15 protein-coding genes are annotated in these 16,731 nt (G+C 74.8%); 12 read left to right on the top strand and 3 right to left on the bottom strand.

The window, feature by feature from the left end:
- Window positions 1-5: 5 nt before the first annotated feature.
- From IF99_RS31555 to IF99_RS0101200, 5 genes are all read left to right on the top strand, one after another.
- Complete coding sequence (locus IF99_RS31555; RefSeq protein ID WP_030994373.1) at window positions 6-2,210, top strand: SUKH-4 family immunity protein; 2,205 nt, start codon at window positions 6-8, stop codon at window positions 2,208-2,210.
- 99 nt (window positions 2,211-2,309) lie between these two features.
- On the top strand, window positions 2,310-3,254 hold the full coding sequence (locus IF99_RS0101210) for a DivIVA domain-containing protein (protein ID WP_030994372.1): 945 nt from the start codon (window positions 2,310-2,312) through the stop codon (window positions 3,252-3,254).
- 102 nt (window positions 3,255-3,356) lie between these two features.
- A complete protein-coding gene (locus tag IF99_RS0101205) occupies window positions 3,357-4,067 on the top strand; it encodes a SanA/YdcF family protein (protein ID WP_107048915.1) in 711 nt (236 codons plus the stop codon).
- A gap of 113 nt (window positions 4,068-4,180) precedes the next feature.
- Window positions 4,181-4,306 (top strand): hypothetical protein, encoded by a 126-nt coding sequence (locus IF99_RS35390; protein ID WP_267882227.1) that lies wholly within the window; start codon window positions 4,181-4,183, stop codon window positions 4,304-4,306.
- Entirely contained in the window at window positions 4,303-4,503 is a 201-nt protein-coding gene (locus tag IF99_RS0101200; protein WP_030994370.1) for a DUF397 domain-containing protein, read from the top strand. Before IF99_RS35390 ends, IF99_RS0101200 begins: the two co-directional genes overlap by 4 nt.
- Window positions 4,504-4,631: 128 nt before the next feature.
- On the opposite strand, the gene IF99_RS30470 is transcribed toward IF99_RS0101200, so the two are convergent.
- Together IF99_RS30470 and IF99_RS0101190 are read right to left on the bottom strand one after the other, a co-directional pair.
- Window positions 4,632-5,270: a MerR family transcriptional regulator gene (locus tag IF99_RS30470; protein ID WP_234340542.1), complete on the bottom strand. Its 639-nt coding sequence runs from the start codon at window positions 5,268-5,270 to the stop codon at window positions 4,632-4,634.
- Between the two features lie 8 nt (window positions 5,271-5,278).
- On the bottom strand, window positions 5,279-5,887 hold the full coding sequence (locus IF99_RS0101190; RefSeq protein ID WP_037826263.1) for a TetR/AcrR family transcriptional regulator: 609 nt from the start codon (window positions 5,885-5,887) through the stop codon (window positions 5,279-5,281).
- Between the two features lie 82 nt (window positions 5,888-5,969).
- On the opposite strand from IF99_RS0101190, the gene IF99_RS0101185 reads away from it, so the two are divergent.
- The gene (locus tag IF99_RS0101185) at window positions 5,970-6,920 is read left to right on the top strand and encodes an NADP-dependent oxidoreductase (RefSeq protein WP_030994368.1); all 951 of its coding nucleotides are present in this window, start codon (window positions 5,970-5,972) and stop codon (window positions 6,918-6,920) included.
- 260 nt (window positions 6,921-7,180) lie between these two features.
- On the opposite strand, the gene IF99_RS0101180 is transcribed toward IF99_RS0101185, so the two are convergent.
- Window positions 7,181-8,836 (bottom strand): penicillin-binding transpeptidase domain-containing protein, encoded by a 1,656-nt coding sequence (locus IF99_RS0101180; protein ID WP_030994367.1) that lies wholly within the window; start codon window positions 8,834-8,836, stop codon window positions 7,181-7,183.
- An 86-nt stretch (window positions 8,837-8,922) separates the two neighbouring features.
- Between IF99_RS0101180 and IF99_RS30465 the strand changes: the two genes are divergently transcribed.
- From IF99_RS30465 to IF99_RS0101150, 6 genes are all read left to right on the top strand, one after another.
- Window positions 8,923-9,957 (top strand): LysR family transcriptional regulator, encoded by a 1,035-nt coding sequence (locus IF99_RS30465; RefSeq protein WP_199806434.1) that lies wholly within the window; start codon window positions 8,923-8,925, stop codon window positions 9,955-9,957.
- Window positions 9,954-10,865, top strand: coding sequence for a serine hydrolase (locus IF99_RS0101170; protein ID WP_051703316.1), 912 nt, complete (start codon window positions 9,954-9,956; stop codon window positions 10,863-10,865). The genes IF99_RS30465 and IF99_RS0101170 overlap by 4 nt, the downstream gene beginning before the upstream one ends.
- Before the next feature lie 672 nt (window positions 10,866-11,537).
- The gene (locus IF99_RS0101165; protein ID WP_030994365.1) at window positions 11,538-12,329 is read left to right on the top strand and encodes an ABC transporter ATP-binding protein; all 792 of its coding nucleotides are present in this window, start codon (window positions 11,538-11,540) and stop codon (window positions 12,327-12,329) included.
- Window positions 12,326-14,893: an ABC transporter permease gene (locus IF99_RS0101160; RefSeq protein ID WP_030994364.1), complete on the top strand. Its 2,568-nt coding sequence runs from the start codon at window positions 12,326-12,328 to the stop codon at window positions 14,891-14,893. Before IF99_RS0101165 ends, IF99_RS0101160 begins: the two co-directional genes overlap by 4 nt.
- A gap of 243 nt (window positions 14,894-15,136) precedes the next feature.
- A complete protein-coding gene (locus tag IF99_RS0101155) occupies window positions 15,137-15,781 on the top strand; it encodes a dihydrofolate reductase family protein (protein ID WP_030994363.1) in 645 nt (214 codons plus the stop codon).
- Window positions 15,782-15,992: 211 nt separating this feature from the next.
- Window positions 15,993-16,598, top strand: a complete 606-nt coding sequence (locus IF99_RS0101150) for a dihydrofolate reductase family protein (RefSeq protein WP_030994362.1) — start codon at window positions 15,993-15,995, stop codon at window positions 16,596-16,598.
- Window positions 16,599-16,731 lie beyond the last annotated feature (133 nt).

The following is a 16,731-nucleotide window of genomic DNA, read 5'->3' as shown; positions in this document are numbered from 1 at the left end:
GTGACGTGGTGACGTTCGCGCAGGCGCAGGAGCGCGGGGAGCGCTGGATCAACGGGGACGTGCCGCGCTATCAGCATCGTGAGGTGCGGGTGCGGGAGTTCGGGCTCGGTTTCGTGGTGTGGGCGGAGGACCGTGCGGAGGCGGGGCCTTCGGACGGGGGCGGGCAGCGCGTGGTGATCGCGCGGGACGGCCGGGATGTGACCTTGTGGCCGGATCTGCCGGTGGCGGAGGTGATCCGGCGGTACGAGGAGGAGTACGGGGCCGTGGCGGAGGAGGAGGCGCCGCCCGAGCCGCCGGAGCGGATCGACCTGAACCAGACCTCGTTCCTGCTGTCGCCGCCGGAGTGGTTGCAGGAGGCGGCGGACCAGTTGGGCATCCCGGGCGGGCGCGGGGACGCCGCGCGGGGCGGTGAGGCGACGGAGGACGAGGCCGCGACGGCCGGTGCTTCCGCCGCGAGCGGTTCCGGTGCGACCGCGGGCGGTTCCGGTACGACCGTGGGCGGTGCGCGGTCCGCCGAGCCGGTCGCTGGTGAGGGGACGTGGGAGGCGGCGGACACGACGGGGGCGGCGCAGGGCCGACTGGTCGTGCCCCCGGCCACGGTGGACACGGCGCAGGGCGACGAGGAGGCGGCGGGCGGTCCCGGTGCCGGGGAGGTCGCGGAGTCGGAGGCGCGGACGCGGTTGCTGGACGGGACCGTGCCGCCGCCCCCCGGTTTCCCCGGGGCGAGGGACGCGCTCGGGGCGCCGGATGTGCCGCCGCGTCCGGCTCCGGGCGCGGAGGAGCTGAGCGAGGCCGCGACGAGCAAGGCGGCGCCGAGGCGCCCCGACCGGGCCCCGGTGCCGCCGCCCGGTCCGGCCCCGGCGGGTCCGGGCGCGGGCCCCGGCGGCACGGGGCAGGACGGTGCGGGCCAGGACGGTGCGGGGCGGGGCGCCTCCGGTGCCGGGGTGCACCACGCCCCCACTGTCTTCGCGCCGCCGCCCCCCGGCCCTGTCGGCGGGACCCCGGCGGCGCCGCCGCCCCCGCCGCCCGCGACCGCCCCGCCCGAGGGCGTGGCGCACGCGGCCACGGTCCTGTCGCGCCCCCCGGGCCCGGGCACGCCCCCGCCGCCCCCGGTCCCCGCCCCGCAGGCGCCGCCCGTACCGCAGACCCCGCCCGGCCCCGTGGCGCCGCCGCAGCCTCCGCAGCCTCCGCAGCCGCCGCAGCCGCAGGGCTACGGCTCTCCGCGCCCGGGGGTGCCGACGGTCGGCCCCGGTTACCAGGCGGTGCTGCGGTTCCGGGCGCCCGACGGGTCCGAGCAGCAGGTGATCCGGCGTTCGGCGCCGGGGCTGCCGCACCCGGAGTGGCAGATCCTGCACGAGTTGCGGGCGAGGAACGTGCCGCCGCAGCAGGTGCTCGAACTCCACACGGAGCTGGAGTCGTGCGAGCTGCCCGGGGCGTACTGCGCGCGGATGATCAGGGAGACGTTCCCGCAGGCGCGGATCACGTCGATCGCGCCGTACGGGACCGATCACGCGAGCAGGCAGAGCGGGATGGCGCAGTTGCTCGCGCACCAGGGCGAGCTGCACCAGGTCGCGGACGGCCCGGCGCGTCCGGCGCCGGTGCGGGTGCCGCTGCCGCAGGTGCCGCGGGCGCCCGCCGTGCCGCTCGACGAGGTGGCGCGGGAACTGGCCGGGGCCTTCGGGCCGCAGGGCGTGTTCCGCTTCGAGCCGCAGGCGGTGGCGCGTGCCGGGGTTCCCGAGGTCGTCGCGGCGTCGCTGACGGCGGCGGGGCTGCCGTTCGACATGGGCCCGTTCTTCTGGGCGCAGGCGCAGCCGGGACGTCCGGTGCCGACGCTGGCGGAGCTGGCGCGGGAGCGGGGCGTCGCCGCGGCCCCGGACGCGGGGACGTATCTCGTCGTGGGCAGCGACTTCGGCAAGGCGCTGTGCGTGCAGTACGGGACCGGGCACATCGTCGCGGTGCCGGTGGAGGCGGGGCCGGGCGGGGCGCCGGTGCCGCCGCAGTTCGTGAACACGGGGCTCGTCGAGTTCACGCGGTGCCTGGCGATGCTGGGCCGCATGTGGCGGCTGCGCTACGGCCTCACGCAGGAGCAGGCGGGCCGCTGGACGGTCGACTTCCAGGCGGAGCTGGCGGCGCTGGACCCGGCGGCGCTGGCCTCTGCGGAGTCGTGGTGGTCGGTGGTCCTGGAGCAGTTGTGGGACGGGCTGCTGTAGGGCTCACAGTGTGCCGTGCGGCTCACTCGCGGGGGGCGCTTCCGCCGCTGGGATGACGCATCCTTGTGAGTGTCATCAGCGGAGACGGAGGCCCCCGGCGTGAGCAGCAACGAGCACGGTTTTTCGCCCGCGCCCCCCTCCGTCCGCCCGCGCGCCTACCGTCCCGCCGAGGTCGACGCGTTCCTCGACCGCCTCGGTGAGGAGTACACGCTCGCGCGGGCCCGGGCCGAGGCGCTGGAGGCCGAGGCGGCGCGGCTCGGCGCGGAGGCCGAGGCGTTGCGCGAGGCGGTCGCGGCGCTGCCGCCCGCCGATTACGCGGTGCTCGGCGGCGGGGCCGCCGATCTGCTCGGTCTCGTCGAGGAGGAGGCGGAGGAACTGGTCGCCGCCGCGCGTGCCGACGCGGACGCGCTGGACGAGCGGGCGCGCGCGGAGGCGGTACGGCTCGCGGCGGCGGCGCACGAGGCGGCGACGGCGGCGCGTGCGGGGGCCGACGCGGAGGCGCAGGCGCGGCGCGCGGCGGCCGAGGCCGAGGCCGAGGCGGTACGGACGGCGGCGCGCGCGGACGCGGAGCGGGTGCGGGGCGAGGCCCGTGCGGCGCTGCGGGAGGTGAAGGAGGCGACGGCGGCGCATCTCGCGGCCGTCGAGCAGGAGCACGGCGAGCGCGCGGCCGCCTTCGCGCGCGAGGCGGAGGCGGCGCGTACGGCGGCGGCCGAGGAGGCGGCGGCACGTCTGGACACGGCGGAGTCGGCGCTCGCGGCGGCGCGCAGGGAGCGCGCGGAGGCGGAGGAGGCGGCGCGCCACCGGCAGGAGGACAGCGAGGCGCGGGCGGCGGCGCTGCGCGCGGAGGCGACGGCGCGGGCGTCGGCGGTGCTGCGCGAGGCGGAGCGGTACGCGGCGGCGCGGGCCGAGCGCAGTGAGCACGTCCGGGCGCATCTGCGGCACATCAAGGGCGCGCTGGCGGCGCTGACGGGGCGGGGCGTGGCCCCGGCGGACCCGGGCGAGGACGCCCCCGTGGACGGCGAGGCGGCGGACGCGCACGGGTGAGCGGGAACCGGGCGGATGGGCGCGGGCGTTCTCGCTCCTGACACCCGGTGAGGGAGCGCGGGCGCGGGTCCGGGGCGGCACCGGACGGGAACGGGGGCGGCGGTGGCGGGGTGGCGGGCCCGGGTCCGGGCGTGGGTGCGGGTGCCGGGGTGGCTGCGGACGCGGCGGGGGCAGCGGCTGGCGTTGCGGGCGGTGGTGGGGCTGTGCGTGCTCGCGCTGCTGCCCTCGGCGTGGATACGTGTGGCGGCTGACGACGGCGTGCGGGCCGAGGCGGACGTGGACCGGGCCCCGGTCGCGGTGGTCTTCGGCGCGGGGCTGTGGGACGGCGAGCCCTCGCCGTACCTGGCCCACCGGCTGGACGCGGCGGCGCGCCTGTACGCGGCGGGGCGGGTCACGGCGGTGCTGGTGACGGGGGACAACAGCCGCACGACGTACGACGAGCCGACGGCGATGCGCGACTACCTGACGCGCGCGGGCGTCCCGGCGCGCCAAGTGGTGCGGGACTACGCGGGGTTCGACACGTGGGACTCGTGCGTGCGGGCGCACCGGATCTTCGGCGTGGACAAGGCGGTGCTGATCAGCCAGGGCTTCCACATCCGCCGGGCGGTGGCGCTGTGCCGCACGGCGGGCATCGACTCCCAGGGCGTCGCGGCCCGCGACCCGCGCGACCTCACCTGGTACTACGGCGCGACCCGCGAGATCCTGGCCGCCCCGAAGGCGGCCCTGGACGCCCTGGTCCACCGCACCCCGACCCTCGGCCCCCGCGAGCCGGCACTGCGCGAGGCGGTGGCCCGGGGACGGGCGCGCGGATAGGGCGCATCAGGGAGTGCGGGGGCGACACCGGCCCGGGTGGTCGCGATAGAGCGGGCAGGGGTGGCGGCACGGCGGGAGGACCCGGACCCGCCAGGGGATCGGTGAAGGAGGCGGTGACGGACAAGCCAAAGGAAGTGGCTCACTTCAACCGCATGTTCGATGCTATGGCGGCCTGTGCCCGCCCGCCGGGCGAGACGCCGGAGTTCATGGCCCAACTAGCGAGAGAGATCGCACAATGAACGAACCCGGCCGCGCTGTGCCCGGCGTCCAGTGGCGCACGTCTTCCTACAGCAATGGCACCGGCAACTGCGTCGAGGTCGGCCACGGTCGCTCCTCGTCCGTCTCCCTCCGCGACTCCAAGGTGGCGGACGGCCCCGTGGTCGTCGTCTCGCGCGCGGCCTTCGCGGAGTTGACGGGGACGTTCGGGCGTTCCTGATCCGAGCCCTGCCCCGGCGCGCTCCCGGGCGAGGGCGGCGGGGCAGGGCAATCCCCGTCCTCCCTGCTCGACGGAGGCCGTCCGCCTACGCCGTCGCGGCGGCCCCTCCGGGCAACCGCCTGCTCAGCTCACGCCGGGGCCGTCGTGAAGACCGGCCAGCCGATCTCCGTGCGCCGGCGGGAGGGGTCCGGGGTGTCGTGGAAGCAGACCAGGTAGAACTCGTGGACCGGGCCCGCCACGGCGAGGGCGTGGGGTGACGTACGTGGTGAGGCCGCCGTACGCGCGGTCGACGCCCGCCTCGGGGCCGTCGTGGGCGATGACGGCCAGTTCCACCGGGGGAGTTCCGTCAGCCGTACGCGTCCCGCCGCGCGCGGCTCCGCCGCGATCGGCACGTTGACCGTGGCGCGCCCGTGTCCGAGGGTGAACAGGCTGTCCTCGTGGACGCCGCCCGGCGGGCCCCCGGGCGGGACACCCTGGCTGTCGAGCAGCGCGAACGGCTCGCCGAGCGCTCCGTGGTACCAGGCGCCGATGTCGGCGACGTGGAGGTCTTCGGCGGTGACGGCGGCGACGTGGCGCGCGGCCAGGCGGCGGTGCGTGATCGGGCCGGTTGTCTCGGGGTGCTCCAAGAGGTCGCGCAGGGAAGAGACGGCGTCGCGGGTGCGGGCGGGCCGGTCCTCCAGGCGTCGCAGGTGCCTCGCGATCAGCGCGTTGCGGGCGCCGGGGTCGGGGGTGCGCAGGGTCTCGCCGATGTCGGCCGTTTCCCGCACAGCCGGTTCTACGCTCCCCGCGAGGCCGGGCCGTTCGGGGCCGACTCGGCGGAGGACGGAGCCGGCGGGGCGACCACTTCGTGCAGCTCGGCGGTGGCCTGGGCCATGAGCTCAGCGAGGGTGGTGTCCGGCTCTGCCAGCCAGCGGGACATGGCGCGCCGGTGGATCGCCAGCACCACGTCGATGACGAAGCGTGCTTGTCCGGGCCCTACGCCGCGGCGCTCGAGCGCCGGTGCCAGCGCGTCGGCGATGTCGGCGAGCTTGATCAGATCCCGCTCGGCCAGCGCCGGGTTGGCGGCGATCACTCTTCCCCGGCGCAGCAGGAACTCGCGCGACGGGAAGAACTCTTCGGCGGTTCCCAGCGCGTTCAGCAGCGCCTCGACCGGGGTGAGGCCCGGGTCGGCCGCCTCGACCTGGCCGACGAGGTGGGCCTCGAGTCCGTTGCCGGCGAAGAGGACCTCCCGCTTGTCGGGGAAGTAGCGGTAGAAGGAGCGCTCCTTCAGACCGGCGGCGCCCGCGATCTGCGCGACCGAGGTGCGCTCGAACCCCTGCGTCTCGAACAGTTCGAGCGCCGCGCGTTCGAGCCGGCCCTGTGCGTCGGATTCCCATCGCGGCATACCACCAGGATACGACGACAGAAGCTGTCATCCGCTGGTACGGTCGATGACAACAGATGCTGTTATCAGTCGGGAGATCGTGATGAAGGCTCTGCAGTTCGACCGGTTCGGTTCTCCGGACGTGATCGTGCTCCGCGACGTCCCACGGCCGGAGCCCGGAGCCGGCCAGATCCGGATCGCCGTGCGGGCGTGCGGCCTGACGCCTGCCGACTGGCACCTCGTCGACGGTCTCCTCGCCGACCATCTGCCGCCTTTGCCGCGCGGGCTCGGCCTCGAGGTCGCGGGCACCGTCGACGCGCTGGGCGAGGGCGTCACCGGTGTCCAGGCCGGCGACCGCGTCTTCGGCCCGGCCGCCTTCGACGGCCCGACGGCAGGCGCCGCCGAGTACGCGGTGATGCCGGCCTGGGCGCGCGTTCCCGAGGGCCTGAGCGCCGAGCGGGCCGCCGCACTGCCGGTGGCGGCCGAGACGGCGTGGCGTGCGCTGGACGGCCTCGGCGTTCAGCCCGGTGAGCTGCTGCTCGTCCACGGCGCGGGCACCACCGTGGGTGAGGCGGCGGTGCGCCTCGCGCTGCACAGGGGCGTCCGGGTGATCGCCACCGCCGGGCCGACCCGGGCCGCTGCCTTGGGAGAGATCGGTGCCCAGGTGACCTCCTACGGCGAGGGCATGGCCGCACGCGTCGGCCAACTGACCTCGGGCCCCGTGGATCGTGCCCTGGACGCCACGCCGACCGGGGGCCGGATCGACCGCGCCGACCAGGCCAGTCCGGCCGGGGGATCGCTGCCGACCCTGATCGAGCTGACCGGGGACCCCGATCGTGTCCTCACCGTGTCGGACTTCGCCGCCGCGGCCGAACTGGGCGTCCGGATCAGCGCCGAGCTGCGCTACGACCGGATGGACGAGTTCGCCAGGCTCGCCGGGGAAGGCATCCTGGTCGTACCGGTCGCCCGCACCTACACCCTCGACCGGATCCAGGAAGCGGCCAGGCTCAGCCAATCCCGTCGCCCCGGCGGCAAGCTCGTCGTCGTCCTGTGATCACCGGGCCGTCGTGGTCGAGCGAATGAAGTCCACGTGACGTGATGATCGCCCGGTGACGGCCCCCGTTCCCGGCCAGGCCCCGCGAGAGCCCGACGTCACGCTGGAGTCCTCGCCGCCCGGCCCCGCCGGTCTTCGAGCCGCACGCGGACGGGGGGCTTGCTACGGGGCGCCGAGACACCCGCGCGAGACCGGGCAGTGCGGCGGTCCCCCCTACCGCCCGGCCCCCGCCGCGCCCGCGCCCCTACCGCCCCGCCCCCCTACTCCCCGTCCCCCGGCACCCGTGACAGCAGGTCGTGGAGGATGGGGCCCGCCGAGCCGCTGCCGGTCACGCCGCCCTCGACCACGCAGGCGAGGGCGACATCGCCCCGGTGGGCGACCATCCAGCCGTTGTTGGGGGCGTCGTCGGAGACCTCGGCGGTGCCGGTCTTGCCGCCGATCTCGCCGGGGAGGTCGGCGAGGACGCGGGCGGTGCCCTCGGTGACCGTGGCGCGCATGAGGGCGCGGAGGTCGGTGGTGACCCCGGCGGGGAGCGGGGTCGTCTTCGTCGTGTCCTGGGGGTGGGGGACGAGGTGGGGCATACGGAAGCGGCCCGTCGCGGCGGTCGCGGTGACCGAGGCCATGATGAGGGGGTTCGCCTGGAGGCGGGCCTGGCCGATCATCGAGGCGGCCTTCTCGGTCTCGTCCTTCGGGGCGGGGACCGATCCGTCGTAGGAGGGGACGCCGATGTGCCACTCCTGGCCGATGCCGTAGTACTCGCGGGCGACGTCACCGAGGGCGGTCGGGGCGAGTTTGTCGCGCAGGCTGATGAAGGCCGTGTTGCACGACTCGGTGAAGTCCTTGCGGAAGGTCGCGCCGGGGAAGAACGACGTCTCGACGTTGTGGAACTCCTTGCCGACGACGAGGCGCTTGGGACAGTCCACGACCGTGTCGGGACGCACGACGCCCTTCATCAACAGGGCGCTGCTCGTGACGAGTTTGAAGGTCGAGCCGGGCGCGTACGTACCGGAGACGGCCCGGTTGAAGCCGGTGGCGGGGGAGTTGGCGACGGCGAGGATCTCGCCCGTGTCGCTGCGGAGTGCGACGAGCGAGGCGTTGCGGCCCTCGGGCTCGGCCGCGAGCGCGTGTTCGGCGGCCTTCTGCCACGTGCGGTCGAGCGTCGTCGTCGCGACCTTGCCGGTCGCCTCCTTCGCGCCGAACTTGGTTTCGGTGCGCAGGACTTCGCCGCTCGTGCGGTCGACGAGGCGGATGGCGCCGCGCGGCGCTCCGCCGCCGCCGAGCTGGGCGAGGACGGGGGCGAGGGAGGGGGTGGCCGCCGAGGTGAGGGTCTTGCCGTGCCGGTCCTTCGCCTTCGGCCCGTTCGTGTCCTCGCGGTCCAGGCGGAACTTCGCGGTGTCGCTCAGGCGCGGGTGGACGAGGCCGAGTCCCCAGTCGACGAGCCAGCGCCCGCCGTCGCCGCCCTTCGCCTCTCTGAGGGTCAGCCGTGAGGTGTACGTCCAGGTGCCGAGGCCCTTGACGGGCATCCGGGCCGTGAAGGGGACCTCGACCGCGCCGTCCTTCTCCTCGCGGGCCGTTCCGGCGGTGAGGCGCGGGCGGGTGATCTCCAGGCCCGAGGTGAAGCTGCCGAGGACGCGGCTCGCCTCGGCGGGGTGCGTCGTACGGGCACCGGCCGCGTCCAGGCGGTCGTGCGACCAGTCGGCGAGGAAGCCGCGCGCCTGCGCCCGCGCCGCCGGGTCGGGCCCGCTCGCCCGCGCGAAGGGGCCCGTCTTCGTCACGTACAGGCCGAGTGCCGTCAGCGCGAGGGCGAGGAGGACGGCGAGGAGCGCGATCAGCGCGGTGCGGGAGCGGCGCGGCGGGCCCTGCGGGGGGTTCCAGGGGGCGAGCGGCGGTCCAGGGGTGCCGTGGTGGGTCGTCATGCGCCGAGCAGACCAGCGCGCCACCCACTCTGTCCAAGTTCGCTATCAATCATTCATCTATAGCGATATGCGTATCATTGCTGCTCGTGGACCTGATCCGGCACCTGGAGTGCTTCGTGGCTGTTGCCGAAGAGTCACACTTCGGCCGTGCCGCGCGCCGGCTCGGCATGGCACAGCCGCCGCTCTCGCAGCGCGTGCAGCGGCTTGAGAAGGAGCTGGGGGTGCGGCTCTTCGCGCGCACGAGCCGCCGCGTCGCGCTCACCCGGGCCGGTCAGCTCCTGCTGCCGGAGGCGCGTGCGCTCCTCGACCGGCACGAGGCGCTGCGTGCCGTCGCGCGGCGCGTGCGCGAGGGCGGGAGCGGCCTCCTGCGGGCCGGGCTGCCGCCCGACCTCGCGGGGCCGACGGTCGCGGCCCTCCTCGAAGGCTTCCGCCGGGCGGACACCGGCATCGAGTTGGAGGTGCGGGAGCTGACGACCGCCGAGCAGCTCGCGGCGCTGCGGGCGCGGGAACTCGACGTGGGTCTCGTCCACCACCCTTGCGCGCTCCAGGGCTTGGCGCTCGGCCCCGTGCTCCGGCGCGAACTCGGCGTGCTGCTCGCCGAGTCGGCGGACGTGGCGGGGGTGGAGAGTGTGCCGCTCGCGGCACTCGGCGCGCGCGAACTCGTTCTCTTCCCGCGCGCGGAAGCGCCCGCGCTCTACGACGAACTCCTCAACTCCTGCGCCCGCGAGGGCTGGACGCCCCGCGCCGTGCGCCACGGCCGGGGCGAGAACTTCGTGCGGGGCCTCGTCCTCTCGGGGCGGGCCGTCGCCTTCGCCCCGCGCGCCGAGGCGGTGGACGTACCGGGGCTCGTGTGGCGCCCGCTCGCCGGGGCGCCCCTCGCCCGCCGCCACTCGGCGGCCTGGCTCGCCGGTCGCGAGGACGCGGCCGTCACCGCGTTCGCCGAGGCGGTGACGGTGGCGCTGCGGGAGCGGGAGGGGGCCGTGGTGGACGGCGGCGGGACCCTCGCCGCGAGCGCGAGCGCGAGCGCGGACGCCGACCGGCCGGGCGAGCGGGCGGCATCGGGGCCCGTGCCCCCCGTACGACCTTTGCACCTACGTCCAGCGGCGGAGTACTGGCTGTGAACGACACACCCGAGGACCCGACGACGCAGGCCCGCGCGGCCGTCGCGGACCGTATCGCCGCCGCCTTCGCGGACGCCGGGGTGGACGGCGCCGTCCACGCGGTGGACATCGACCGCGGGACGCAGGCGGGGCACGGCGCGGACCGGCTCGTGTGCACGGCGAGTGTCCACAAGCTGTGCCTGCTGCTCGCGCTGCACCGCCTCGCGGCGGCCGGGCGGCTCGACCTGACGGAGCAGGTCGAGTGCGCCGTCGAGGGACGTACGCCGGGGGGCACGGGGCTCGCGGCGATGCTCGACGCGTCGCGCATGTCGCTGCGCGACCTGGCGTACCTCATGATCGCCGTGAGCGACAACGCGGCGGCCGACCTGCTGCTCGCGCGGGTCGGCCTGGAGGAGGTCAACCGCACGACGCGGGCGCTGGGTCTGCGGCACACCCGGGCGGTGGAGAGCTTCGCCGCGATGCAGGAGGGGATGCGGGAGGACGCGGGCCCGGCGGCCGCCCGCGCGCTGACCGACCCGCTCGTCCTCGCGCGCCTCCGCGCCCTGGACCCCACGCACGGCAACCGCTCCACCCCGCGCGAACTCACGCGCCTGCTCGGGGCGGTGTGGCGGGACGAGTTCCTGCCCGAGGCGCACGGCGCGGCGGTACGCAGGCTGCTCGGCCTCCAGGTCTGGCCGCACCGCCTCGCCTCCGGCTTCCCCTTCGACGACGTCCAGGTCTTCGGCAAGACCGGCACGCTCCCGACGCTGCGGGCCGAGGCGGGGGTCGTGGAGTACCCGGACGGGGGCCGCTACGCGGTGGCCGTCTTCACACGCGCCGCCGACACGCGGCACGTCGTCCCCGCGGCGGACGCGGTGATCGGCCTCGTGGCACGCCTGGCGGTGGACGGACTGCGCGGGGCCTCGTAAGGCGGCGGCCTTCCGGGGCGCGGCTGCGGCGCCCCCAGCGCGCGGGCCGGGCCCGGGCCGGTGGTGCGGTACCCCGAGGCGTCCCCTAAGGGATTCCCCTGAGAGCGTGCCCGGGGCGGTGGTACCGGCGGAGGAGGTGGGCGCGCCCGGTGGGCGCCTAGGGTTTGTCTTCCCTCTCGCCTCGTCGCCCGCAGGGCGGCCGCGTGGCGTCCGGTGCGTGCTCTCGGCGTGCCGGCCGGAATCCGTCGTACTGGACGTACTTCGGGTTTCGGCCGGTGCGGCGAGAGTGCGTACCGGGCGTCGTGCGGCAGAGGCGAGAGGGAAGACAGACCCTAGCCTGGCGGAGCGAGGCTGACCGCAGCGGCGGAGGGGGGCTAACCCCCCGCCCGATTCTGCGCTCAGCCGCACTGCGCCGGGGGCAGGGGGGCGGCGAGTATGGAACACGTCAGCAGGTAGGGGCGACGCGAGGTCGCGGCACGGCACGTACGGCCGCGGCGCGGGGTCGCGGCGCGTACGGCCGTCCGTACGGCATCGGCGCCGACCGCCCCGTACCCGCGTACCCACAGGACTTCCGCACCACAGGACCTTCGCTCCGCGAGCCGCCCCAGGGGGGAACGGCGGGCGGCGCGGGGCGCGTTCACGCGCCTTGATGACCGACATAGGAGACATCACGTGACAACGGCACTGACCACACACCCGCGCCAGGGGGGCGCGGGCGGCCGGGCGGCAGTGGCCGCGCGGACCCGGGGGCTCGTCAAGGCGTACGGCTCGGGGGAGACGCGGGTGCGGGCGCTCGACGGCGTCGACGTGGACATCGCGAAGGGGCGCTTCACCGCGATCATGGGCCCCTCGGGCTCCGGCAAGTCCACGCTCATGCACTGCCTCGCGGGGCTCGACACCGTGAGCGAGGGGCAGGTGTACCTCGGTGAGGACGAGATCACGGGGCTCAGGGACAAGCGGCTCACGCGGCTCCGCAGGGACCGGATCGGCTTCATCTTCCAGGCGTTCAACCTCATCCCGACGCTCAGTGCCCTGGAGAACATCACGCTGCCCCTGGACATCGCGGGCCGCCGCCCCGACCGCGCCTGGCTCGACCAGGTCGTCGAGACGGTCGGCCTCGCGGGCCGCCTCAAGCACCGCCCCCACCAGCTCTCGGGCGGTCAGCAGCAGCGCGTCGCCGTGGCCCGCGCGCTCGCCGCGCGCCCCGAGATCGTCTTCGGCGACGAGCCGACGGGGAACCTCGACTCGCGGGCGGGCGCCGAGGTGCTCGGCTTCCTCCGTGCCTCCGTCGACCGCTTCGGGCAGACCATCGTGATGGTCACGCACGACCCGGTGGCCGCCTCGTACGCGGACCGGGTCCTCTACCTCGCGGACGGCAGGATCGTCGACGAGATGTACGAGCCGACCGCCGAGCAGGTCCTCGACCGCATGAAGGACTTCGACGCGCGGGGGCGGACCTCGTGACCGTCTTCCGTACCTCCATGCGCAACTTCTGGGCGCACAAGGGCCGTATGGCGCTCTCCGCCGTGGCCGTGCTGCTCTCCGTCGCCTTCGTGTGCGGCACCCTCGTCTTCACCGACACGATGTCCACGACCTTCGACAAGCTCTTCGCGAAGACGGCGGCCGACGTCACCGTCAGCCCGAGCGAGGCCGCGCGGGACCGGGCGCAGACCGGGAGCGGGGCCACGCTGCCCGCCGCCGAGGTCGCGAAGCTCGGCCGCGTGGACGGGGTGGCGCGCGCCGAGGGCGCGGTCAGCACGCAGTCCGTCACCGTCGTCGGTGCGGACAACAAGAGCCTCGGCGCCGCCACGGGCGCGCCGACGATCGCGGGGAACTGGACCCGCACCGACGAGCAGTCCATGGAGCTGACCTCCGGGCACCTGCCCCGCTCGCGCGCCGAGGTCGTCGTGGACGCCGACACGGCGAAGAAGCACCACCTGAGGACCGGCGACGCGGTCCGCACGATCACCGCGCACGGCGACTTCACCTCGCACGTCAGCGGCGTGGCGGCTTTCACCGTGACCAACCCGGGCGCGGCCGTCTTCTACTACGACACGGCGACCGCGCAGCGCGAACTCCTCGGCGCGCCGGGCCGGTTCACGCAGATCAACCTCACCGCCGCGAAGGGCGTGAGCGACACCGCCCTGAAGGCGGACGCGAGCGCGGTGCTCGGCGAGGCGGGGCACAAGCTGCTCACGCGGCAGGAGTCGGCCGACGAGTACAGCAAGGACACCGCCTCCTTCCTCGACGTCCTGAAGTACGCGCTGCTCGGCTTCGCCGGGATCGCCTTCCTCGTCGGGATCTTCCTCATCGTCAACACCTTCTCGATGCTCGTCGCCCAACGCACCCGCGAGCTGGGCCTGTTGCGTGCGGTCGGCTCCTCGCGCCGCCAGGTCAACCGCTCGGTGCTCGTGGAGGCGCTGCTGCTCGGGGCCGTCGGCTCGGTGCTCGGCGTGGGCGCGGGGGTCGGGCTCGCGGTCGGGCTCATGAAGCTGATGAACGCGGCCGGGCTGAACCTGTCCACGAACGACCTCACGATCGCCTGGACCACGCCCGTCATCGGGCTCGTCCTCGGCGTCGCGGTGACCGTGCTCGCCGCGTACCTCCCGGCCCGGCGGGCCGGGCGCGTCTCGCCGATGGCGGCGCTGCGCGAGACGGGCAGCCCCACGGACCGCCGCGCGGGCGCGGTGCGTTCGGCGCTGGGCGCGGTGCTCACCCTCGGCGGTGCCGCCGCGCTCCACCAGGCCACGACCGTGGCGAAGGCCGGGGACGGGGCGCCGTGGCTCGGTGGCGGGATCTTCCTGAGCCTGCTCGGGCTGATCCTCGTCGGTCCGCTGCTCGCCGGGCTCGTCGTCCGCGTCATCGGGGCGGTCGTGCTGCGGGTCTTCGGGCCGATGGGGCGCCTCGCCGAGCGGAACGCGCTGCGCAACCCGCGCCGGACCGGCGCCACGGGGGCCGCGCTGATGATCGGGCTCGCGCTCGTCGCCTGCCTCTCCGTCGTCGGCTCCTCGATGGTCACCTCCGCGAGCGCGCAGCTCGACGAGTCGGTCGGCGCGGACTTCATCGTCGACACGATGAGCCAGCCTCTCGTGCCGGAGGCCGAGAAGGCGGTCGCGGGGATCGACGGCATCGCGCACGTCTCGCACCTCAAGCGCGTCGGCGCGACGGTGACCTTCCCGGACGGCAGGCGCTCGCACGACGGCCTCTCCGCGACCGAGCCGACGTACCAGGAGGACGTGCATCAGAAGACCGTGTCGGGCAGCCTGGCCGCCGCCTACGAGAGGGACGGCATGTCGCTCAACGAGGGCGCGGCCGAGAAGTACGGCGTGAAGGTCGGCGACAAGCTGGCCGTCGCCTTCCACGAGGGCGCCACCGCGCGGCTCACGGTCCGCGCGATCACCTCGGACGAGACGGTCTTCGACAAGGGCGCCTGGTACGTGTCGCTCGCCACCGCCCGCGCGCACCTCCCCGCCGGGAAGGTCCCGCCGTCCGTCGCGCTCTTCGCGAAGGCCGACGACGGGAAGCAGAAGGCGGTGTACGCGGACCTGAAGAGGGCCCTGGACCCGTATCCGCAGTACGAGGTGGCCAACCAGGCCGACTACAAGCAGCTTCTGAAGGACCAGGTCGGCCAGCTCCTCAACATGATCTACGGGCTGCTCGCGCTCGCGATCGTCGTCGCGGTCCTGGGCGTCGTGAACACGCTCGCGCTCTCGGTCGTGGAACGGACCCGGGAGATCGGCCTCATGCGGGCGATCGGCCTCTCGCGCCGACAACTGCGCCGCGTGATCCGCCTCGAATCGGTCGTGATCGCCCTGTTCGGCGCGGCACTCGGCCTGGGACTCGGCCTCGGCTGGGGCGCGAGCGCGCAGTCCCTCCTGGCACTGGAGGGGCTGAAGGTCCTGGACATCCCCTGGGCCACGATCGGCGGCGTCTTCGCCGGCTCGGCCCTGGTGGGGCTCCTCGCGGCGCTGGTACCGGCGTTCAGGGCGGGGCGGATGAACGTCCTCGGGGCGATCGCCACGGAGTGAGCGGGCGACCGGCGGTCGGCGTGGCGCGACGGGGGGCCACGGGACCGGTGGGTAGCAACGGACCGGCCCGGCGGGGGAACCGCCGGGCCGGTCGGCGTGGCGCCCCGACGAGACGGGTGACCGGTGACGCGTGACGGGCGGTGGGGAGCGACACGCGGACCCTCACCGCCCCGTTGTCACCTCCTCCTCGTACAGTGCGCTCACCGAAGCGAATCCGCCGCCCGGCAAAGGAAGTGATCGGCCATCAGCAAGGTCCGCGTACACAATCTCCATATCTCGCTCGACGGCTACGGGGCGGGTGAGACGGTCACGCTCGACAAGCCCATCGGGGACGCCGGGGCGCTCTTCGCGCCGTTCGACGGGCGCTTCATCGACGGTGTCGACGGCGTGGACGCGCCCATCACCCTCGATCGCGCGCTCACGGCGACCTGGGGCCAGGGCATCGGGGCGGAGATCATGGGCCGGCGCAAGTTCGGCCCGCAGTCCGGCGCGTGGCCCGACGACGGCTGGCGGGGCTGGTGGGGCGAGGAGCCCCCGTTCCGTACGCCCGTCGTCGTGCTCACGCACCACGCGCGCGAGCCCCTGCACTTCGACAACGGGACGAGCTTCCACTTCCTCGACGCGACCCCCGAGGAAGCGCTCGCCCACGCCCGGGACCTCGCGGGCGGCAAGGACATCCGCCTCGGCGGCGGTCCCTCCACCATCCGCCAGTTCCTCGCCGCCGACCTCGTCGACTTCATGCACCTGGTCACCGTGCCCGTCACGCTCGGGGCGGGGGTCCTGCTGTGGGAGGGGCTGGACGGTATCCAGGACCGCTTCACCATCGAGTCCGCGTCCTCCGCGAGCGGCCTGACCCACCAGTTCTGGAACCGCGTCACCCAGGCGTAGGCCGGTGAAGTGCGGATCACCGGGCGGACCGGCGGTAGACGCCCGCGAGGTGCGTCGGGGGCCGCTCCGGCAGAGGCGGGCGCGGTCTTCTCGAACGCGGGTGGCGAAGCCCCGCCACCGCTTCGGGCTGCTGCCCTTCGCCTTCCCGTCCGCCTCCGCCGATGAGTTTGTGGCGGTCGCGCGGTCCACCTGTCGACGAAGGGAGCGCACCATGCGCAAGATCAACGTTTGCACGTTCCTGACACTGGACGGCGTCATGCAGGCGCCGGGCGGCCCGGACGAGGACGCCGAGAGCGGCTTCGCGCACGGCGGCTGGCAGAAGCCGGTCACCGACGACGAGGTCGGCGCGGCCATCGCCGGCTGGTACGAGCACTCCGACGCGATGCTGCTGGGCCGCAAGACGTACGAGATCTTCGCGTCGTACTGGCCGACCGCCGATCCCGGCAACCCGTTCACGCACCGGATGAACAGCGCGCACAAGTACGTGGCGTCCCGGACCCTGACCTCCGTCGAGTGGCAGAACTCCACGCTGCTGGAGGGCGACATCCCCGACGCCGTGCGCGCGCTGAAGGCGTCCGAGGGGGGCGACATCAACGTCGTCGGCAGCGGCGACCTCGCCCAGACGCTCATGCGGCACGGCCTCGTCGACGAGTACCGCCTGACCATCCACCCGGTGATCATCGGCACCGGCAAGCGGCTGTTCGCCGAGGGAGCGATCCCCACCGCGCTGGAGCCGGTCAGCGTCTCGACGACCAAGGGCGGCACCGTCATCGGCGTCTACCGGCCGAACGGCAGCCCCGCCCAGGACAGCTTCTAGGGTCCGCCCGGCACTTCCCTCGTCGCTCGCACGGCGACCGCGCGGTGCCGGGCGCGCTCCTGCCGAAGGCCGGGACGCGGAGGCTTCTGCACCGCACGAGGAGAGTTCCGGCGAAGGGCTCGGGGAGTCGCCG

Origin of the sequence: Streptomyces sp. NRRL F-5630 (genome assembly GCF_000719475.1) — a bacterium.
In the GTDB taxonomy this organism is placed as follows: Bacteria; Actinomycetota; Actinomycetes; order Streptomycetales; family Streptomycetaceae; genus Streptomyces.
Note: the sequence above shows the minus strand (reverse complement) of the source record. Positions and strands in the feature narration are given on the sequence as shown.